Raw genomic sequence first — 18,274 nt, forward strand, 5'->3', positions numbered from 1 at the left:
TTCCAGCGGGACAGGCGCCGTTCAGATCACCGCGCACGCCGTCGCCGGCCGCTTCAGATGCTTGATCGTCGTTCCGGTCTTGCCGACCGTCAGCGTGATCCCCGCCCCCGAATAGCGCGCGCCAGAGACAGCCAGCCGCTTGGCGAGCGTGACGGGTTCGCCGTCGATCTGGAGGAAGGCGCGCTTGTCCTCGTCATAAAACCCGACGATGAACTGCGTACCATCGGCGCAGCGGTAGGTCTGGAACGTCTGCGCAGCGGCCTGCCGCATGCCGAAGATTCCGCCCGCCAGCATGGTGATCGCCAAAACAATGGCCTTGTGCCGGTTCATGATCGCCCCCTGTAATGATCCGCCGGCAACATAACAAAAGCATATCCGATGTCAGACTCCCCTACCCGCCACCTCGCCTTGCAAGGCGCCAGCAATTTCCGCGATCTCGGCGGCTATCCGACCACTGACGGCCGCACCACGCGCTGGCGGCACATCTTCCGCTCCAACCATCTCGGTCAGCTCACCGCCGATGACATCGAAATCGTCCGCGCGCTCGGCGTCAGAAGCGCGTTCGATTTTCGCGGGCTGGAGGAGCGCGCGGCCGGCGTCTGCGTCGTGAACGAGATCACCGTGCACTCGCTGCCGATCGAGCCGACGGTTGTCGCCGCGCTGCGCGCCGAGCTCGCCCGGGGCACGTTGACCGCGCCGGTCGCGCTCGAGCTCATGCGCGAGTCCTACCGCAACTATGTCCGCCACAACACGCACAGCTTTCGCGCGCTGTTCGGCCATCTGCTGGAAGACCGCGCCCCGCTCGTGATCCACTGCACCGCCGGCAAGGACCGCACCGGCTTTGCCAGCGCGCTGATCCTGCATGCGCTCGGCGTGGCCGATGACGTCATTGCCGAGGACTACCTCCTGACCAACCGGCACTACAGGCGCGACGCGTCAAACGCCTCCGATCTTCCCGGCGACGTGCTCGACGCGATCGGCTCCGTCGAGGCCTCGTATCTTGCGGCGGCTTTCGAAGCCGTCGGCCGCGACTATGGCGACCTCGAAACCTACTTGCGCGACGGGCTCAAGCTCGGCACAGCAGAGCGGACCGCACTGAAGGCGCGCTATCTGCAAGCGTGATCCGCAGTAGCCGCCTCACGCCGTCGGCGTTGCCGCCTTGATGATGGCATTCTTGAGGGCGAGCGATACCTGCATGGTGCTCCAGTCGCTCTGGTGCAGCTGGTCCGGATCGCTCGTATCCAGCAATTGCTCGAACGACACGTTGTTCTGGACGTGCCAATGCCGCATCAGCGCCCAACGCTGAAACAGACTGACCTCGGCATCCTCAGCGGCATCGCGGATCAGCCGAACCATCTTGTCCGAGAGCTCGGCACGGTCATCCCAGAGCATCTTCGTCACATACTGCGGATCAATCACGAGAACCTCGAAACCGCGGGCACGCAATTGCGCCAGCCCCTTCCTGATATTCCCGGCAACCACATCCAAGTCGTATTTGTCGTTGTGAAAGACCGCGTTCGTCCCAACCTGCCAGATGACCAGCGCCGGATCATCCTGAAAAATATCCGCCTCGAAGCGCCCGAGCTCTTCGTTGGCCTCTTCTCCGCCCTTGCCCCGGTTGAGGACGTCGATCCGGATGTTCGGATGAGGATCCTCATCCCTGTAGTGCTGCCGCAGATACATTTCGAGCCTGTAGGGATAGGGAACCACGTCGGCTCGTCCGGCCGTCGAGGATGAGCCCATCGCCACGATCCGCACCGGGCCCTTTCCGTCCAGCGCCTGCCGGAGACGCATCAGCGGGTATTTCAGGTCAACGATCGCAGCGGGAAACTCGACGATCGGCAAATGGTCGGACATGAAACAACCTCCTCCACGATCTAAAGTTGCACCTATAACCCAGCCTTGAAGCCGCCTCCATTGCAAGTCCAATTCGCAAGCGGCAATAGTCGACGCGAATTGATACGACGGAGGGTATCGTGCAGGGAAAAATCATTGTCGTGACCGGCGCGCTCGGCGCACTTGGCAAGGTGGTCGCGGAGTTCGCGCGGTCACGCGGCGCGCGGGTTGCCGGCATCGATCACGCGCCCTCTCAAACGCCGGCGACGGCCGAGCGCATCGAGATCGGCAGCGTCGATCTGTCCGACGCCGCGCAGGCGAAGACGGCGATCGAGGCTGCGGCAAAACATTTCGGCAGGCTTGATGCCCTGATCAACATCGCCGGCGGCTTTGCCTTCGAGACCGTCGGCGACGGCGACATTACGACGTGGCAGCGCATGTACGCACTCAACGTGCTGACCGCGCTCAACGCCTCGCGCGCGGCGCTGCCGCATCTCGCCGCGTCCAGCGCCGGCCGCATCGTCAACATCGGCGCCATGGGCGCGCTCCAGGCCGGCAATGGCATGGGCCCCTATGCGGCGTCGAAAGCCGGCGTGCATCGCCTCACCGAGGCGCTGGCCAGCGAGTGGAAGGGCAAGGTCACCGTGAACGCGGTGCTGCCGTCGATCATCGACACCAGGGCCAACCGCGCCGACATGCCGAAGGCGGACTTCGCCAAATGGGTGACGCCGCAGGAGCTTGCTGAAGTCATCCTGTTCCTCGCCAGCGACGCGGCGAGCGGCATCACCGGCGCGCTGATCCCGGTCAGCGGGCGGGTGTGATCAATCCGGCACCAGGAGCCGCAGATCGCCCTTGAAGCGGATGCTCTGCTTGCCGGCGAGCGCGATGCCCTCGCCATAGGCGGTCTCGTCAGTATAGGTGCCGCTGAATCCGATGGTCACGACCTTACGGCCCCACACGGGGCGCTCGTCGAACGAGGGCGAGTGCTCCTCGTTGGTCAGCTCGCCCTTCCACTTGCCGTCGGCGGAGGTGTAGCTGCCATAGGCGAAGAAGAATGAATCGCCGCCCCGCATGGTGCCGTCGCGCAGCACCATGACGCCCTGGTTGCCGCCCTGGACACCATCCAGCATCTGGATGCGGATGTGATAGAGCCCGTTCCTGATTGTCATCGTCGTCAAGCGCCCGACTGTCCCGCCTGCAGGATAGCCGGACCATCTGTTCCCGAGCAAATGGCAGAGAGCCCCGAGTCCGATCCGGGCTAAACTGCCTGGAATTGATTCTCCGATCGGAACACCTGTGGAAACCGCGCTCTACCTGCCCGTCAAACGCTTCCTCGAAGAGCTCGGCTTCACGGTCAAGGGCGAGATCGGCGGCTGCGATCTCGTGGGCCTCAGCGCCGGTGAGCCGCCGGTGGTGGTGATCGGCGAGCTCAAACTCGCCTTCAATCTCGAGCTGATCCTCCAGGCGGTCGACCGCGCCCCGGCCGGCGACGAGGTCTGGATTGCCGCCAAGATGTCGGTCCGCGGCAAGGGGCGCGAGAGCGATGCGCGCTATCGCAATCTCTGTCGCCGCCTCGGCTTCGGTATGCTGGGGGTTACCGACCGCGGCCAGGTCGAGGTGCTGGTGAAGCCGCCGACCGCGGCGCCGCGACGCGAGCCGAAAAAGCGCTCGCGGCTCGTTGCCGAGCATCAGCGCCGCCAGGGCGATCCGGTGCTCGGCGGCAGCACCCGCGCGCCGATCATGACGGCCTACCGACAGCAGGCGCTGGCCTGCGCCTCGGCGCTCGCCGAGGGGCCACGGCGCGTGCGCGATCTGCGTATGCGGTGTCCCGATGCCGGCAAGATCTTGCTTAACAATGTGTATGGCTGGTTCGAACGCACTGAGCGGGGAATCTACGGGCTGACCGGGGCTGGACACGCCGCGCTGAAGCGCTGGCCACAGCAAAGGATCGAGGTGGACGCAGGTGCTCCGTCACCGGCATGACACACAGGATCGATGCAAGTCGTGAATAGCTGAGATGCCACACCAAATTCATATTGCAATGCAACATAGGCGGCACTAGGTATCCCGGATCGAAACGAGGCCCCCATGAGCGCAGACTGGAATACCAAGTACGGCACGCGGCGCGTGCGTCACGATCCGCCCACCCTGGACGAGGCGATCTTCGCCGCCGTCGGCATCACCGACGACCAGGAGCAGCAGGCCGAGATCGCCGCAGCTCTGATGGGGATGCCGCTCGACGTCGTCCAGGCCGAGGTGAAGAAGCAGGCCCGCACCAACAGCCGCATCACCGCCACGCGCGTGATCGCCGGCGAACAGGGCGCACAGCGCTCCGTCGTGGTCGAACGCCGGGTCGTCCGCCGCTTCGGCGCCCGCACCGGCACCTGAGCGCCTCATCCACGACCCCCAATACAAGAGCGGACCGGTTTTGCCGGTCCGCTTTTTGATTCAGGCGGCGCGATTGCCGTACATGCTGGAAATGATCTTCCAGCAGGTCGAGTTGAAGCTGAGAAGCGCGCGCCCGGCCGTGAACGGCGCGGCTGCGAGGTCGGCAAGCTCGGCTTCCGGCGTCTTGGCGAGATCGATCGTTCCGGTCGATTCGCCGTGGCGGAACGCGAGATGGGCGCCGAACTTCCTGGCGAGCGCCCGCATCGCGTGATTCTCCGCGCCGGTGGTGATGCGCAGGCGCTTGTAGCCTTTCCAGCGCGCTTCCGCGATCAGGCGGCGGAACAGCACGGTGCCGACGCCCTGGCGTCGTGCGGAGGCCTCCACGCTGAAGGCGACTTCGGGCAGCGAATCGTGCTCAGGCGGATGCAGCTCGGCCGCACCGCGGACCACCCCGTCGACGATATAGGCGACGATCACGGTGCCGTCCTCGGCACAGCGCGCGGCGTAACGCTCGATGAAGCTGTCGTCGAGAAAACCGTTGAAACGATCATGCCGGCTTTCGGCATCGAGCCTCAGCAGGTGATCGCGCAGCAGCGGCAATTCTTCCTGCTGGATCAGGGTCCGCACATAGCTCGGGGCGGTGCGGAGCGTCTCTTCAAGTACCACGTCAAAACTCCTCTTGGTGTCCCTCGAGGAGGCGTTCGAATCCCTAGGCTCCCTATGTTGTGCATCGCACCATAATTTTCAAGACGGAAACCTGCCCAAGTTTCGGGCATCGGGAGCGGCTATTTCGTTAACAAAATCAAAGGCCCGTAGTTATACGAGGACCAGCTGCGTCTGGGTCACCACCGCCACCAGCTTGCCGTCCTCGGTTTCGAGCCGGGTGGTCCAGACCTGGGTGCGTCGGCCCCGGTGAACCGGGGTGGCGGTGGCGATGACCGTGGTTCCCTCCTTGGCGCCGCCGATGAAATTGGTCTTGCTCTCGAGAGTCGTCGTGCCCTTGGCATCCTCGGGCAGGTTGATCACGGTCGCCGCCGCGCCGACCGAATCGGCCAGCGCCATCACCGCGCCGCCGTGGAGGGTGTTGTGGAGGGTGCAGAGATCTGGCCTGACGGTCATCCGTGCCACCACGCGGTCCTTCTCGGCCTCGACGAATTCGACGCCCTTGAGCTCGGCGAACGGCATCTTCATCGCTTTGAGTTTCTCGAGCGGCGTCATCGGATATCCTCCCAATTCGTTGTTGTCTCAGCGTGAATTGCTTCGCGCGGCAAAGCAATGACGTCCGAGGTAATGGCCGTGCTGACATCGATTCCCGCATTTGTGCATATGTTGCTCCCATGCGTCATTTCCCTCCCCGCCGCATCGTCTGCCTGACCGAAGAGACGGTCGAAACGCTCTATCTGCTCGGCGAGCAGGACCGCATCGTCGGCGTCTCCGGCTACGCCGTGCGCCCGCCCCAGGTGCGGCGCGAGAAGCCACGGGTATCGGCCTTCGTCTCCGCAGACATTCCAAAGATCCTGGCGCTGGAACCGGACCTGGTGCTCGCCTTCTCCGATCTCCAGGCCGGTATCGTCGCCGATCTCGTGCGTGCCGGCATCGACGTCCACGTCTTCAACCAGCGCGACGTTGCGGGAATCCTGGCGATGATCCGGACGCTGGGCGCGCTGGTCGGCGCCGCCAAGCGCGCCGAGGACCTCGCCCAAGGATTCGAACAGCGTCTCGCCGCGATCGCAGCAACGCCCCGCCCCTCGCCGCGGCCAAAGGTCTATTTCGAGGAGTGGGACGATCCGTTGATCTCCGGCATCGGCTGGGTGTCCGAGCTGATCGAGATCGCCGGGGCTGAGGATGTCTTTCCGGAGCTGCGGCATCGGCAGGCGGCGAAGGATCGTATCGTCTCGGCGGACGCCGTGCGTGAGGCAGCCCCCGACGTGATCCTCGCATCATGGTGCGGCAAGAAAGTCGTTCCCGCCCGCATCCGCGCGCGCGTCGGCTGGAGCGAGATTCCGGCCGTGCGCGACAACCGCATCGTCGAGATCAAGTCGCCGATCATCCTCCAGCCGGGACCGGCCGCGCTGACGGATGGGCTGGATGCGATCGTGCAGGCGCTGTGGGGAGAACGCTCCTGATCTTTCCTCCGTCATTGCGAGCTAAGCGAAGCAATCCAGAGCGTCTCCGCGGAGGGATTCTGGATTGCTTCGTCGCAAGGGCTCCTCGCAATGACGTCGAGCCAGACGCCCTTTCTCACGTCACCGCATTCACGACCTGATATTCCGGCCTGCGCCACACCTCGCCTGCGATCACCTCCTCGATGATCTCAGCCGCCCTCATCACTTCGCTCTCGCCGATATACAGCGGCGTGAGGCCGAAGCGCATGATGTCGGGCGCGCGGAAATCGCCGATGACGCCGCGGGCGATCAGGGCCTGCATGGCGGCGTAGCCGCAATCGAAAGCGAAGGAAACCTGCGAGCCGCGGCGCTCGTGCGCACGCGGGGTCACCAGCTTCAAGGACGGGCAGCGGCGCTCGACTTCGGCGATCAGGAGATCGCCGAGCGCCAGCGAGCGCGCGCGGACCTCGGCGATATCGACGCGGTCCCAGATGTCGAGCGAAGCCTCCAGCGCCGCCATCGCCAGCACCGGCGGGGTGCCGACGCGCATGCGCTCGATGCCGCCGGCCGCGACATAGGCAAGTTCAAACGCAAACGGCTTTGCGTGGCCCATCCAGCCCGACAGCGCGGCGCGCGCACTGTCGGCGTGGCGCGGCGCAACGTAGAGGAAGGCTGGCGCGCCGGGACCGGCGTTGATGTATTTGTAGGTGCATCCCGCGGCGAAATCGGCACCTGAGCCGGCGAGATCGACCGGCAGCGCGCCGGCCGAATGGGCGAGATCCCAGACCGTGACGATGCCGAGCGCATGGGCTTTCGCCGTCAGCTTCGCCATGTCGTGGCGGCGGCCGGTGCGGTAATCGACCTCGGTGATATAGAGGACCGCGATCTCCTCCGACAACGCAGCCTCGATCTCTTCCGGCGCGACCAGGCGCAATTGATGCCCGCGCCCGAGCGTCGCGATCAGGCCTTCGGCCATGTAGAGATCGGTCGGGAAATTGCCGGTGTCTGACAGGACGATCTTGCGCGATGCGTTCATGTCGAGCGCAGCCGCGAGCGCCTGGTAGACCTTCAGCGACAGCGTGTCGCCGACCATCACGGAGCCGGCTTCCGCGCCGATCAGCCGGGCGATGCGGTCGCCGACATGGCGCGGCTGGGCATACCAGCCCGCGCTGTTCCAGGCACGGATCAGTTCGTTGCCCCACTCGGAGGTGATGACGCGGTTGACGCGCTCGGCAACGCCCAGCGGCAGCGCGCCGAGTGAATTGCCGTCGAGATAGATGACGCCGTCAGGCAGATGGAACAGCGCCCTGGTGTCGTCATAGACGCGAAGCTTCGACTTGGTCATGGACATCTCTAGAGAATGGTGCGGACGCGCCAGAGTTCGGGAAACAGCTCGATCTCCAGCATGCGCTTGAGATAGCTGACGCCGCCGGTGCCGCCGGTGCCGCGCTTGAAGCCGATGACCCGCTCGACCGTCGTCACGTGGTTAAAGCGCCAGCGCCGGAAATAGTCCTCGAAATCGACCAGCTTCTCGGCGAGCTCGTAGAGCATCCAGTGCGTCTCAGGCGCCTGGTAGACGATACGCCAGGCCTGGAGCACGCCTTCGTTGAAGCTGTGGGTCTCGCGGACATCGCGCGACAGCACCGCGGCCGGCATCTTGAGTCCGTTGCGGTCGGCGAGCCGCAGCACCTCGTCATAGAGGCTCGGCGTCGCGAGCTCGGCTTCGAGCAGCTTCGTCGTCTCGACATCGTGCGCGTGCGGCTTCAGCATGGCGTGGTTGCGATTGCCGAGCAGGTATTCGATCAGCCGGTACTGGCGCGACTGGAAGCCCGAGGACTGCCCGAGCTGCGAGCGGAAGCGGGTATACTCGCTCGGCGTCATGGTGCGCAGCACGTCCCAGGCGTTGTTGAGCTGCTCGAAGATGCGCGACATCCGCGCCAGCATCTTCATCGCGGGCTGCACCTCGTCCCGGGCGATGGCACGGCGCGCGGCACTGAGCTCGTGGATGGCGAGCCGCATCCACAGCTCGGTGGTCTGATGCTGGATGATGAACAGCATCTCGTCATGCGCCTCCGACAGCGGATGCTGCGCGCCGAGGATCGCGTCCAGCGCCAGATAATCGCCATAGGACATGCGCCGGGAGAAGTCGGTCTCGGCGCCTTCGTTTGCAGGATCGTAATCGCTGGACGTCATGGCTGGCCCTCTCGATCGATCATACCCGGCTCTGCTCAGTCGAGCCCGATCAGGCGCGCGGTGATCTGCGACGACGGATCCTTGAGGCCGTCGATCACGGTGAAATGGTTCAGCGCCGGCTCGACGACGAGGCGCGTCGGCACGTCGAAGCCGGTCCAGACATTGGCCATCAGATCGGACTGGCGAATGAATTCCGGCCGCTCGCCGCCGCCGACCCAGGCGGTCACGGGCGAATGCCCACGCGGCAAATGCAGCGCCGCGCTTTCGAGCGTCGCTTCCTCCATGGTCATGCGCAGCGTCTCGTTCATTTTCGTCTTGAGCAGCGGACGCAGGTCGTGCAGGCCGCTGATCGAGAGCGTGCCGGCAATGCGGCTGTAGACGGCGGGCTCCAGCCGGCTGTCATCGCACAGCATGCGCGTGACGAGATGCCCGCCGGCCGAGTGGCCGGCGAGGTGGATCGGACCCGTGACAAGCGAGGCCGCTTTTGCAATCGCGGCGGTGATTTCGGCGGTGATGTCGGAGATGCGCGCGGCGGGCGCCAGCGTGTAGCTCGGCAGCGCCACGGTCCAGCCATGGTGCCGCGCGCCTTCGGCAAGATCGGTCCAGGTCGACTTGTCGAAGCGCATCCAGTAGCCGCCATGGACGAAGACGACGAGCCCCTTGCTGTCGCCGTCGGGCAGGACCAGGTCGAAGCGCTGGCGTTCACCGGTGCCGTAGGCGATGTCGGCGCGAAGATCCTTCAGTCCGGTTCGGTAGGCCGCCGCCCGCTCCGCCCACTGCGCCGGCATCTTGTCCGAGCCCGGGATATGGGCCGAATTGGCGTAAGCATCATCCCAATCGCGCATCGTTACTCCCTCGGCGGACACAAGGCCTTGCGATCCGCCTTCGCCCTTCGGGTGCGGCGGACAAATCAGGCGCCAGTCTGCCACCAGGAACGGCCGCATCCTAGTCTTTATTTTAAGCTTAAAGTATTTGGGAGAGCCGGTGGATTGGGCAAACTTGTTCACCTCTCCCCGCTTGCGGACCGCTTGCGGGGAGAGGTCGAAATTCGAGCATCGCTCGAATTTCGGGTGAGGGGGAGCCTCCGCAAATCCAACTGCCACCGCCCTCGCGGAGACTCCCCCTCACCCCAACCCTCTCCCCGCAAGCGGGGCGAGGGAGTGCATCTCGCGTACGGCTTGAGCTACGCCTTCTCCACCCCGCACCACTCCGCGATGAACAGCGCCATCGCCTTGGTCGTCTTCTTCAGCGAGTCCAGATCGACATATTCGTTGAAGCCGTGCATCTCGCCGCCGTTGGCGCCGAAGCAGAGGCTCGGGATACCGTGGTTGAGGCCGTAGAAGCGGGTGTCGGTGAGCGCGGTGAAGATGAGGTCCTCGACCGCGCCGCCATGGACCTTGTTGAAGGCCTTGCCGAATGCGGCCTCGGGCGCGGCCGCGTCGGTGAGCTCATAGCCCTCCGACAGGAAGCCGGACCATTCGACCTCCGGCGGGTTGTTGGCCAGGAAGCGGTGATTGCGCGAGGCAGCAGTGACGCAGGCCATGATCTCCTTCTGGTGATCGGCCACCGACCAGCCCGGCAGGATCGCGATGCGGCAGTCGACGTCGCACCAGGCCGGCACGCTGGAGGCCCAATCGCCGCCCTTGATGATGCCGGGGTTGAAGTTGATGGGATGGTTGATCGTCCCAAAATGGCGATCGGCCTTCGCCCTGTCGTTCCATTCGATCTCGAGCTTTTGCAGGGCATGGACGAGATGATAGGCCGCCATGATCGCGTTGGAGCCGGAGCCAGCGAACGCGACATGGGTCGGATGACCCTTCACGCGCAGGCGAAACCAGATCACGCCGACCTGCGAGCGCACCATCTTGCCGCCGGTCGGCTCCGGGATGAAGCAGGCGTCCGCGCGATAGCCGCGCTGGAGCGTCGAGAGCGCGCCGACGCCGGTGCTCTCCTCCTCGATCACGGACTGGAAGTGAATCCGCCCCGTCGGCTTGAGGCCCGCGGCCTTGATCGCATCCAGCGCATAGAGCGCGCCGATCGTGCCCGACTTCATGTCGCAGGCACCGCGGCCGAACATCTTGCCGTCCTTGATGACGGGCGAGAATGGCGGCGTGTCCCACAATTCCAGCGGCCCCGCCGGCACCACGTCGCAGTGGCCCTGGAGGATCAGCATTTGCCGCCATTGGTTTGCGGACGGTAGGTGCCCACCACCGAGCGCGCCCTGGAAAAATCATGCTCGATCGGACCGAAGCCGCGCAGATCCTTCAAATCGTCGACATTGATGTGCCAGTCGTCGACCTCGTAGCCGCGCGCGCGCAGGAGGTCGCCGATCATGTCCTGGCACGGCCCCTCGGCCCCGCGGGTCGAGGGGATCGCGACGAAATCGCGGGTGGTCGCAAGCTGGGCTTCGAAGCCGGCATCGACGGCGTCAAGAATCCTCTGCTGCGTTTCGGCATTCATCAGGCAACTCCAGGCATTCGAATGGTCCCAAGGAGCGCGCAAGCTAGCCGATTTCAGCCGTTCGGGTACTCCACAAAATAAGCATCCCGCAATGCATCTTCGAGCAGTCGGCCTTCCGAATAGCCATTGAGCGCGGCAGGGCGCGTCACGCCGTCGAGCAGGCGCGGGCACGGCTCCGGCGCGCCGAGCACGGTGCGCACGGTGCGCACGGGGATACGCTCGGCGTAGATCGGCAACGCATAATCCTCGTCGTCATCGGCAACGCCCTTGGCACGGATCTTGGCCGAGGCCTCCTCGATCTCCATGGCGATGAAGGAGGTCGCCTTGATCTCCTGAGTATTGCTCGCCCGCAGGCTCGCGGTGCGGTCCGGGAAGAAGCGGTCGACCATGGCGATCACCGCCCGCTCCTTCTCCTCGGGGTCGGTGACGAGATAGGCCGTGCCGAACGCCATCACCGCGCGATAGTCGGCGGAGTGGTTGAAGCCGCAGCGCGCCAGCACAAGGCTGTCGAGATGGGCGACCGTGAGGCAGACGCGCTCGCCCCTGGTCTGGTTACGCAGCATGCGGCTGGCGCTCGAGCCGTGCCAGTAGAGCTTCGTCCCCTCGCGCCAGAAGAAGGTCGGCGTGCAATAGGGCTGCCCGTCGATCACGTAGGAGACGTGGCAGAGCATCGAGGAATCCAGAATGCGATGAACCGTGTCGTGATCGTAGAAGCCGCGGTCGTGACGGCGCTTCACCTGGTTGCGCGCTGACGTCGGATAGGCATTTGAAGTCTCGGTCTGGCTCACGGCCGCTCCTGTCGGGATTGGAACAATTCCAGGGCAGTTGTAGCGGCCGATTTGGTCTGCGATAGTGCCAATTCCATGCAAAAAATTCCGACCAATTCCCCATCGCCCGCCAAGGCCGAACTGCCGCTCGACCTCACCGGGGCGCACATCACGGCCGGCGCGTCCGCGGCGCACCGGCTGTACCAGGCACTGTGCGAGATGATCGTCTCAGGCCTCGTCAAGCCCGGCGAGCCGCTGCCGCCCTCGCGGACGCTGGCGCGGCAAACGGGCTTCCGCCGCAACGCGGTCGTCACCGCCTATGAACGCCTGATTGCCGACGGCTTTGCGGAAGCCACCGTCGGCTCCGGCACCTTCGTCGCCGCACGCATCCCATCACGCGCGGCCGAGCCGAAGAAGCCGAAGGTAACAGTCGAAACACCCAGGCAAGGCGCGTTCTCGCTCGGCTGCACCCATATCGACGAGCGCGCCGTGCAGCGCTTCCGCGCCTTTGTCGGCCGGCGCATGCGCGCGTTCGGGGCCGAGCATCTGCATTATGGCGATCCGCGCGGCAGCCGCGAGCTGCGTGCGGCGATCGCCGATCATCTGTTGTCGGCGCGCGGCCTGCGCTGCGACCCCGACCAGATCATGCTGACGTCAGGCACGCTACATGCGCTGCGCATCGTGCTGAGTGCAATCCTGAAGGCGGGCGACCAGGTCTGGTGCGAGGACCCAGGCTACCCCGCCGCGCGCAAGACCATCGCGCATTGCGGCTATCGCGCCGTGGCCGTCCCCGTCGACGAGCACGGGATGCGTATCGCCAGGGGCCGCACGGCGGCGCCGTCCGCGCGCGCGGCCTATGTGACGCCGTCGCACCAGTTTCCACTGGGCGTGCAGATGTCGATGCCGCGGCGGCTCGAGCTGCTCGACTGGGCCAGGCAGGCCGGCGCCTTCGTGCTGGAGGACGATTACGACAGCGAGTTCCGCTATGACGGCGCGCCGCTGATGTCGCTTGCCGGCATCGATCATCTCCAGCGCGTGATCTACATGGGCACGTTCGCCAAGACGCTGTTTCCGGGCCTGCGCATCGGTTATTGCGCCCTGCCCGAGCGCCTGATCGCCGACGTGACGGCCGCGCGTGCCGCGCTCGACCGCTTTCCCGGCACTCTGATGGAAGGCGCGGTGGCCGACATGCTCAACTCCGGCGCCTTTGCCGCGAACCTGAAGCGGGTGCGAAAGCTCTATCGCGAGGCACGCGATGCGCTGGCCGAGACGCTGGAAGCCAGATCCGACGGTGTGCTGTCCGTGCCGGTGCCGTCGCAGGGCCTGCATCTTGTCGCAAGGTTCGATCCGTCGGTCGATCTGTCGGTCGCGGCAGAGGCGAAGCTGGCAGCCGGCGCGGAAGGCTGGCTGTTGGCCGACACCTATTCGCGCACACGTCCCCTGCCCGGCTTCGTGCTCGGATTTTCGGGGCACGCAGTTCCGAAGCTCGTGGCGTCCGCGGAACGGCTCGCGCGGGAATCGCGTGCGGCGTTGCGCGTGAACGGCAGATCGGCGCGGCGAGCGTGACGAAGCTTCGCTATCAGAATCGCCGACCGATCCCTACATTGCGGCATCGATTCCGGGAGCCCTCATCATGTCACTCCGCCGCGCAGCCTGCCTCTCGCTTCTGATCGCCATCGTGCTCGCCTCGACGGCACGCGCAGGCACCGTCGGGCGCGAGCAGGACATCGTGGATCTCAAACTTGGCCAGCGTGTGCTGGTGGATGACGGAACCTGCCCGGCCGGACAGGTCAAGGAAGTGCGCGGCGCGAAGATGACCGACAAGGGGATCTCGCGCACGAGTTCCTGCGTGCCGCGGCACGGTCCGAAATCGAAATGATGATCTGAGAGGCTACTTCGCCGGATCGAACATGCACTGCAAGGTGGGCTTGGCGATCTTGGTGAAGGTCGGGCCGATCTCGCCCTGCTTGGACGTCGGCACCCAATCGGTCTCGATCGTCGGCACGCCGGTCTCGCTGATGCCGCGCAGCAGCGCCTCGCGCAGATCGCGGTCCTCGACGACGGCGGCGGCATGGTCATGCAGACAGCCGCAAACTTCCTCCGGATGCTCCCAGCGCCCAAGCATGCGCGGCGCGCACTGACGTACGAATTCGCTGCGTGGGTCGGGGATCCTGGAGGGCGCGCGCACCTGCGCCTGCACGGACGTGATGGTCACAAGGGAGATGAGCGCTGCGGCGCAAAAACGAAGGAACATGATGGCCTTTGCCGGCTGATTTTCTTGTTGTCGATCAGAAGCGCGCGGCGATCACGATCGGCTGCGGTGCCGGGGTGATGACCGGCGAGCCGCTGTAATGGAAGGTGCCGATACCGGGCAGATTGCCGTCGGGCGCGCCCGCGAACGAGGAACCGGCGAGGACGAAACCGAAAGCAAGGATAAAGCTGAGTGTGCGCATGGTCTTGTCCCTCAATTCCGTCGCCGGCGGTGCGCCGTCGTCGTTGTGAAGCTGATAACCATGGGTGGTTTCGCGCGTGATGCGCCAAAGACGGAAAATGGTTTCATCTCCGTGAGAATTGTTTCGTCCGGTCCGATGCGACGAAACAATTCTCGGAAAATGCCAATCATTTCAGTCAGGTTGCACCGCAGCTCAAAGTAACCCGGCAAGTCCTTGTTCCAGCTCGGACATGCGCCGGGCACGGCCGCCGTCATGCACGCGCCTTGCGCGCTTCACACGCGTTTTACGTTTTTCTGCTGAAGAGAAGCCAAACGAAGGTTGGGCCCTGTCGAACCGGGGGCGCTTCGGCTGCGACCCAAGCCATCGAAACCGAGACGCCCGGATCACCGGGCGCGATCACGTGAGGGATGGCCATCATGATGGCGCAAGATCGCGCAACGAGGCGCGAGGCGGACCAAGGGACGGACCGCGGAGATCAACGAGCTGGTCGCAGCCCCGCCACTCCGCCGGGCGAAATGGCGCTGCAATCGAGTCGCGGCTTTGAAGCCGCGCCACAGATGTTCGTGCGGCTGACCGGCTCGCATCTCGCAAAACCGCGCGTCAGCCGCACTGCCGTCACCGAGTGAACGCACACGGCGTCACTGAGTGAACGCAAACGGCGTCACTCGGTGAACGCACGCGGAGTCACTGAGTGAAGAACTCGCCGCACTTCTGGACGTTGGCGTCCGCCGGTCCCCACGGCATGATCGGCACGGTCGAGGTCGAGTTCTTCGGCGACCCCTCGATCAGCTTGTCCGAATAGACCATGTAGACCAGGACGTTGCGCTTGGCGTCACAGCCGCGCACGATCTGCATCTTCTTGAAGAACAGCGAGCGGCGCTGGCGGAACATGTCGTCGCCCTGCTCCATCTTGTTCTTGAACTTGATCGGACCGATCTGGCGGCAGGCGAGCGAGATGTCCGAGACCTCCTCGGCAAGGCCGAGCCAGCCCTTGAAACCACCCTTCTCCGGCACGGTGAAATGACAGGCGACGCCCTCCACCTCGGGATCGTCGAGGCCGTAGGTCGCGAGCTTGTCGTTAGGGCTGACCCATTTGAAGACGGTCGAGCGGCGGAAGATCAGATCCGGCTCGTCGGCAGCCAGGGCGGAAGCCACCGGCACGACCAGAGCCAGGAGGAATAAAGCAAGGCCTTTCAAGCGGATGCCGGAAAGACCGGGGAAACGAGATGACATGAAGTTCTCCGGTAACGAGTGCCCGCAATGTAGGGATGCGACGGCCGGACAGGAAGGCGACGGACAAGCCGCCACGGCCGCCGTTTACCGCTCCGTGAGGCTTTCTTGCTACGTCTTGGACAAATGTAGCTGATGGCAGAACTACCCTGCTGGTGAACGCGTATCCCCTCTGAGAGACTAATGTCTGATTTGGATTATGGATTCGAGGATGAATAGCGTGAACGGGTCCGGTTCTGCTGCAAAGCCGGTGCGGCTGTGGCAGGTCGCCATTTTGACGGCGGCGGGTGCGATCGGTACGGCAAGCCAGGCGGAAGCAGCATTTTACTACTGGACGGATTATTCCGACGGGTCTTACGTCTCCCGGCAGGACCGGCATCCCGAAGTCGCACGCCAGAAGCCGCAGAAGCGCGGTGCGGCCGGCAAGAACGTGGTTGCCGAGAAGGAAGTCGGCACCAAGCCGCAAGGGCCGCTCGTCATCGTCGTCTCGATCGACCGGCAGAAGGTGACGGTCTACGACACCAACGGCATGTTCGCGGAATCCCCGGTGTCGACGGGCATGAAGGGCCACTCGACGCCGATGGGCGTGTTCAGCGTCATCCAGAAGCACAAGTTCCACCACTCCAACATCTATAGCGGCGCGCCGATGCCGTACATGCAGCGGATCACCTGGTCCGGTGTCGCCATGCATGCCGGCGTGCTGCCGGGTTATCCCGCCTCGCATGGCTGCATCCGCATGCCGATGGCGTTCGCGGTGAAGATGTGGAATTGGACCAAGATGGGCGCGCGTGTGATCGTCACGCCCGGCCAGATGTCACCGCAAAACTTCTCGCATCCTCTGCTCGCCTCGGTGCGCGTGCCGCCGCAGCCTGCGGCCAGCGTCGAGCCTCAGACCAACACCGGCGACAAGGCCGACAAGGGCACGGCACAAGCCAAGGTCACTGAAGCCAAACCGCTCGAGACCAGGACCGCCAGCGCCGACAGCGTGCTTGAGCTGCGCTCGTCGGTCGGCCACGCCGTGATGTCGGACATGACGACGGGCAATGCGCCGGCCCGCGAGGAAGCGGCCGCAGCGGCCGACAGGGTTGAAGCGCCTGCCCTGCCCGAGACGAAAACCGCCGAAGCGTCTGACGCGGCCAAGCTGCAACCGAAAGAAGCCGCCAGGCCGGCGAACGCTGATGCGAAGCCGACCGATTCCGCGGAAGCGCCCAAGGCGACCACGGCCACCGACGACAAGCCCGCCGACAAGGTCGGGACCGCCAAGACCGAACCGGCAGATGCGCCGAAGTCCGAGCCCGCAAAGGCGGAGCCCGCCAAGACTGAAGCGGCCGGCACTGCAAAGAAGCCTGACGCCGCCGTGACGGCTGCGGCGCCGGCGCCGGACGCCAAAAAGGACGAGAGCCGCGCTGCCGATCCCGCGCCGGCGGCGAAGCCGGAAGCGCCCAAGCGGGCCGGCCAGATCGCCGTCTTCATCAGCCGCAAGGATTCCAAGCTCTACGTGCGGCAGAATTTCGCGCCGCTGTTCGAGGTGCCGGTCACGATCGCCGCGAGCGACCGGCCGCTCGGCACGCATGTCTTCACCGCCGAAGTCGACAAGACCGATGCCAATGCATTGCATTGGTCGGTGGTGTCGCTGCCCGTCTCCGCTCGCTCCGCTGCGCGCGAGGATGACAGCCGCGTGACGCGCCGCCAGCGTGGCGCCGCCGTGATTCCCGTCGCCGCAAAGCCGGTGGTCACGCCGGACAGTCCGGCCGAGGCGCTCGACCGCATCGCGATCCCCGCCGACACCATCGCGAAGATCAACGAGATGCTGACCTCTGGCGGCTCGATCATCGTCTCCGACCAGGGCATCAACCAGGGCGAGACCGGCGAAGGCACCGATTTCATCGTCCGCCTGTACTAGGGCGCTTTCGAGCGAAGTGGCTGCCGGTTCGCGTCAAGATAACGCGGTGTTGACGAGGCCGATCGCAGCGGCGGAGTAACATGCGCCCCGGATCATTTCGGGGGGATACCGTCATGATGAACCGCAGGACCATGCTCATCGCAGCACTTGCAGGCGTCGTCGCGCCGGTGACGCGCGCGTTCGCCGATGGCGGCATGAGCCGGATCTCGGCCTACGCCTTCTCCTTCCCGGCATTGTCCGGCGACGACATCCGCCTCGCCGCTTTCACCGGCAAGCCCCTGCTGGTGGTCAACACGGCCTCGCTCTGCGGCTACACTCCGCAATATGCAGGCCTGCAAGAGCTCTGGAACGAGTTTCGCGAGCGCGGACTCACCGTGATCGGCGTGCCCTCCAACGATTTCGGCGGCCAGGAGCCGGGTGGAACGAGCGAGATCACGGAAACCGCGCATCACCAATACGGCGTTACCTTCCCGATCACGGCCAAGGCCGTGGTGGTCGGCGCCAAGGCGCATCCGTTCTACAAATGGGCGGCCGACGCGCGGCCGAAGGATGTTCCGCGCTGGAACTTCCACAAATACCTGATCGGGCGTGACGGCTATATTGCCGAGGTGTTTGCCTCCGCCATCGAGCCGACCGATACGCGGGTCAAGACGGCGGTTGCCAAGGTGCTGGCCGACAGTTGACGCAACGCGCCCATCCGGTTGGGCACAATTGTGGCGGGATGCCAAACAGCCGTTGCAATGGCGAGGGCCCACCATCTAGGCTAGGATCGTTTGGGGCAGGATGGTTTGGCCGGAGGCGAAAAAAGCCACGGCGGAACAACGGGATCAATCTCGAGGACAACACCATGCGTGTGGCGGCAGGACTGATTTTGGCAAGCGCGATGTCTTTAGGCATGACCGGCGCGGCATGGTCGCAGACCCCGGCCGCGAAGCCCGC

The 18,274-nt window shown here is 65.0% G+C and carries 22 protein-coding genes and 2 pseudogenes; 10 read left to right on the forward strand and 14 right to left on the reverse strand.

Annotated elements, in window-relative coordinates; genetic code table 11:
- Positions 1 to 21: 21 nt before the first annotated feature.
- Complete coding sequence (locus XI09_RS35255; RefSeq protein WP_271570977.1) at positions 22 to 330, reverse strand: MliC family protein; 309 nt, start codon at positions 328 to 330, stop codon at positions 22 to 24.
- A 48-nt stretch (positions 331 to 378) separates the two neighbouring features.
- Here XI09_RS35255 and XI09_RS35260 point away from each other — a divergent pair, with 48 nt between their 5' ends.
- Positions 379 to 1,122 carry a tyrosine-protein phosphatase gene (locus tag XI09_RS35260; RefSeq protein WP_271570978.1) on the forward strand — a complete coding sequence of 248 codons (744 nt, stop codon included), beginning with the start codon at positions 379 to 381 and terminating at the stop codon, positions 1,120 to 1,122.
- Positions 1,123 to 1,137: 15 nt separating this feature from the next.
- Here XI09_RS35260 and XI09_RS35265 read toward each other — a convergent pair whose 3' ends face one another.
- Positions 1,138 to 1,845 carry an SGNH/GDSL hydrolase family protein gene (locus XI09_RS35265; protein WP_271570979.1) on the reverse strand — a complete coding sequence of 236 codons (708 nt, stop codon included), beginning with the start codon at positions 1,843 to 1,845 and terminating at the stop codon, positions 1,138 to 1,140.
- Positions 1,846 to 1,976: 131 nt separating this feature from the next.
- Between XI09_RS35265 and XI09_RS35270 the strand changes: the two genes are divergently transcribed.
- On the forward strand, positions 1,977 to 2,657 hold the full coding sequence (locus tag XI09_RS35270; protein ID WP_271570980.1) for an SDR family oxidoreductase: 681 nt from the start codon (positions 1,977 to 1,979) through the stop codon (positions 2,655 to 2,657).
- On the opposite strand, the gene XI09_RS35275 is transcribed toward XI09_RS35270, so the two are convergent.
- Positions 2,658 to 3,005: a GrlR family regulatory protein gene (locus XI09_RS35275; RefSeq protein WP_130372036.1), complete on the reverse strand. Its 348-nt coding sequence runs from the start codon at positions 3,003 to 3,005 to the stop codon at positions 2,658 to 2,660.
- Positions 3,006 to 3,132: 127 nt separating this feature from the next.
- Between XI09_RS35275 and XI09_RS35280 the strand changes: the two genes are divergently transcribed.
- Positions 3,133 to 3,819, forward strand: a complete 687-nt coding sequence (locus tag XI09_RS35280) for a DUF2161 domain-containing phosphodiesterase (RefSeq protein WP_271570981.1) — start codon at positions 3,133 to 3,135, stop codon at positions 3,817 to 3,819.
- A 105-nt stretch (positions 3,820 to 3,924) separates the two neighbouring features.
- Complete coding sequence (locus XI09_RS35285; protein WP_271570982.1) at positions 3,925 to 4,224, forward strand: hypothetical protein; 300 nt, start codon at positions 3,925 to 3,927, stop codon at positions 4,222 to 4,224.
- Between the two features lie 60 nt (positions 4,225 to 4,284).
- Here the strand turns inward: XI09_RS35285 and XI09_RS35290 are convergent, their stop codons facing one another.
- Positions 4,285 to 4,890, reverse strand: a complete 606-nt coding sequence (locus XI09_RS35290; RefSeq protein ID WP_271570983.1) for a GNAT family N-acetyltransferase — start codon at positions 4,888 to 4,890, stop codon at positions 4,285 to 4,287.
- 150 nt (positions 4,891 to 5,040) lie between these two features.
- On the reverse strand, positions 5,041 to 5,442 hold the full coding sequence (locus XI09_RS35295) for a PaaI family thioesterase (protein ID WP_271570984.1): 402 nt from the start codon (positions 5,440 to 5,442) through the stop codon (positions 5,041 to 5,043).
- A gap of 119 nt (positions 5,443 to 5,561) precedes the next feature.
- On the opposite strand from XI09_RS35295, the gene XI09_RS35300 reads away from it, so the two are divergent.
- Entirely contained in the window at positions 5,562 to 6,350 is a 789-nt protein-coding gene (locus XI09_RS35300) for a cobalamin-binding protein (protein WP_271570985.1), read from the forward strand.
- Positions 6,351 to 6,465: 115 nt separating this feature from the next.
- Here XI09_RS35300 and kynU read toward each other — a convergent pair whose 3' ends face one another.
- The 5 genes and pseudogenes from kynU to XI09_RS35325 all read right to left on the reverse strand — a co-directional run bounded on the left by kynU (position 6,466) and on the right by XI09_RS35325 (position 11,770).
- A complete protein-coding gene (kynU, locus tag XI09_RS35305) occupies positions 6,466 to 7,680 on the reverse strand; it encodes a kynureninase (protein ID WP_271570986.1) in 1,215 nt (404 codons plus the stop codon).
- Positions 7,681 to 7,682: 2 nt separating this feature from the next.
- The gene (kynA, locus tag XI09_RS35310; RefSeq protein WP_271570987.1) at positions 7,683 to 8,522 is read right to left on the reverse strand and encodes a tryptophan 2,3-dioxygenase; all 840 of its coding nucleotides are present in this window, start codon (positions 8,520 to 8,522) and stop codon (positions 7,683 to 7,685) included.
- A gap of 35 nt (positions 8,523 to 8,557) precedes the next feature.
- Positions 8,558 to 9,367, reverse strand: coding sequence for an alpha/beta hydrolase (locus tag XI09_RS35315; protein ID WP_271570988.1), 810 nt, complete (start codon positions 9,365 to 9,367; stop codon positions 8,558 to 8,560).
- A gap of 338 nt (positions 9,368 to 9,705) precedes the next feature.
- Positions 9,706 to 10,982, reverse strand: a pseudogene (locus XI09_RS35320) (ArgE/DapE family deacylase).
- Positions 10,983 to 11,035: 53 nt separating this feature from the next.
- Complete coding sequence (locus tag XI09_RS35325) at positions 11,036 to 11,770, reverse strand: pyridoxamine 5'-phosphate oxidase family protein (protein WP_271570989.1); 735 nt, start codon at positions 11,768 to 11,770, stop codon at positions 11,036 to 11,038.
- Between the two features lie 75 nt (positions 11,771 to 11,845).
- On the opposite strand from XI09_RS35325, the gene pdxR reads away from it, so the two are divergent.
- Positions 11,846 to 13,315: a MocR-like pyridoxine biosynthesis transcription factor PdxR gene (pdxR, locus tag XI09_RS35330; protein ID WP_271570990.1), complete on the forward strand. Its 1,470-nt coding sequence runs from the start codon at positions 11,846 to 11,848 to the stop codon at positions 13,313 to 13,315.
- Between the two features lie 67 nt (positions 13,316 to 13,382).
- A complete protein-coding gene (locus XI09_RS35335; RefSeq protein WP_271570991.1) occupies positions 13,383 to 13,628 on the forward strand; it encodes a DUF6719 family protein in 246 nt (81 codons plus the stop codon).
- A 12-nt stretch (positions 13,629 to 13,640) separates the two neighbouring features.
- Here the strand turns inward: XI09_RS35335 and XI09_RS35340 are convergent, their stop codons facing one another.
- From XI09_RS35340 to XI09_RS35355, 4 genes are all read right to left on the reverse strand, one after another.
- The gene (locus tag XI09_RS35340; RefSeq protein WP_271570992.1) at positions 13,641 to 14,003 is read right to left on the reverse strand and encodes a hypothetical protein; all 363 of its coding nucleotides are present in this window, start codon (positions 14,001 to 14,003) and stop codon (positions 13,641 to 13,643) included.
- Between the two features lie 34 nt (positions 14,004 to 14,037).
- Entirely contained in the window at positions 14,038 to 14,202 is a 165-nt protein-coding gene (locus XI09_RS35345) for a hypothetical protein (protein ID WP_271570993.1), read from the reverse strand.
- Positions 14,203 to 14,213: 11 nt separating this feature from the next.
- Positions 14,214 to 14,456, reverse strand: coding sequence for a hypothetical protein (locus XI09_RS35350; protein WP_271570994.1), 243 nt, complete (start codon positions 14,454 to 14,456; stop codon positions 14,214 to 14,216).
- A gap of 430 nt (positions 14,457 to 14,886) precedes the next feature.
- A complete protein-coding gene (locus XI09_RS35355; protein ID WP_271570995.1) occupies positions 14,887 to 15,435 on the reverse strand; it encodes a CreA family protein in 549 nt (182 codons plus the stop codon).
- A gap of 208 nt (positions 15,436 to 15,643) precedes the next feature.
- On the opposite strand from XI09_RS35355, the gene XI09_RS35360 reads away from it, so the two are divergent.
- The 3 genes and pseudogenes from XI09_RS35360 to XI09_RS35370 all read left to right on the forward strand — a co-directional run.
- Positions 15,644 to 17,335, forward strand: coding sequence for a L,D-transpeptidase (locus tag XI09_RS35360; protein WP_271570996.1), 1,692 nt, complete (start codon positions 15,644 to 15,646; stop codon positions 17,333 to 17,335).
- A 113-nt stretch (positions 17,336 to 17,448) separates the two neighbouring features.
- Entirely contained in the window at positions 17,449 to 18,018 is a 570-nt protein-coding gene (locus XI09_RS35365; RefSeq protein ID WP_271570997.1) for a glutathione peroxidase, read from the forward strand.
- Between the two features lie 164 nt (positions 18,019 to 18,182).
- Positions 18,183 to 18,274, forward strand: a pseudogene (locus tag XI09_RS35370) (polysaccharide deacetylase family protein); the annotation flags it as partial.

Source organism: Bradyrhizobium sp. CCBAU 11386, assembly GCF_028128955.1.
Classification (GTDB): Bacteria; Pseudomonadota; Alphaproteobacteria; order Rhizobiales; family Xanthobacteraceae; genus Bradyrhizobium.

Excerpts from the sequence above, each read along its gene's own strand:
- XI09_RS35255 (WP_271570977.1), bottom strand. The coding sequence starts at position 330 with ATGAACCGGCACAAGGCCATTGTTTTGGCGATCACCATGCTGGCGGGC.
- XI09_RS35260 (WP_271570978.1), top strand. The coding sequence starts at position 379 with ATGTCAGACTCCCCTACCCGCCACCTCGCCTTGCAAGGCGCCAGCAAT.
- XI09_RS35275 (WP_130372036.1), bottom strand. The coding sequence starts at position 3,005 with ATGACAATCAGGAACGGGCTCTATCACATCCGCATCCAGATGCTGGAT.
- XI09_RS35285 (WP_271570982.1), top strand. The coding sequence starts at position 3,925 with ATGAGCGCAGACTGGAATACCAAGTACGGCACGCGGCGCGTGCGTCAC.
- XI09_RS35295 (WP_271570984.1), bottom strand. The coding sequence starts at position 5,442 with ATGACGCCGCTCGAGAAACTCAAAGCGATGAAGATGCCGTTCGCCGAG.
- XI09_RS35300 (WP_271570985.1), top strand. The coding sequence starts at position 5,562 with ATGCGTCATTTCCCTCCCCGCCGCATCGTCTGCCTGACCGAAGAGACG.
- kynU (WP_271570986.1), bottom strand. The coding sequence starts at position 7,680 with ATGTCCATGACCAAGTCGAAGCTTCGCGTCTATGACGACACCAGGGCG.
- kynA (WP_271570987.1), bottom strand. The coding sequence starts at position 8,522 with ATGACGTCCAGCGATTACGATCCTGCAAACGAAGGCGCCGAGACCGAC.
- XI09_RS35315 (WP_271570988.1), bottom strand. The coding sequence starts at position 9,367 with ATGCGCGATTGGGATGATGCTTACGCCAATTCGGCCCATATCCCGGGC.
- pdxR (WP_271570990.1), top strand. The coding sequence starts at position 11,846 with ATGCAAAAAATTCCGACCAATTCCCCATCGCCCGCCAAGGCCGAACTG.
- XI09_RS35335 (WP_271570991.1), top strand. The coding sequence starts at position 13,383 with ATGTCACTCCGCCGCGCAGCCTGCCTCTCGCTTCTGATCGCCATCGTG.
- XI09_RS35340 (WP_271570992.1), bottom strand. The coding sequence starts at position 14,003 with ATGTTCCTTCGTTTTTGCGCCGCAGCGCTCATCTCCCTTGTGACCATC.
- XI09_RS35345 (WP_271570993.1), bottom strand. The coding sequence starts at position 14,202 with ATGCGCACACTCAGCTTTATCCTTGCTTTCGGTTTCGTCCTCGCCGGT.
- XI09_RS35350 (WP_271570994.1), bottom strand. The coding sequence starts at position 14,456 with ATGACGGCGGCCGTGCCCGGCGCATGTCCGAGCTGGAACAAGGACTTG.
- XI09_RS35355 (WP_271570995.1), bottom strand. The coding sequence starts at position 15,435 with ATGTCATCTCGTTTCCCCGGTCTTTCCGGCATCCGCTTGAAAGGCCTT.
- XI09_RS35360 (WP_271570996.1), top strand. The coding sequence starts at position 15,644 with ATGAATAGCGTGAACGGGTCCGGTTCTGCTGCAAAGCCGGTGCGGCTG.
- XI09_RS35365 (WP_271570997.1), top strand. The coding sequence starts at position 17,449 with ATGATGAACCGCAGGACCATGCTCATCGCAGCACTTGCAGGCGTCGTC.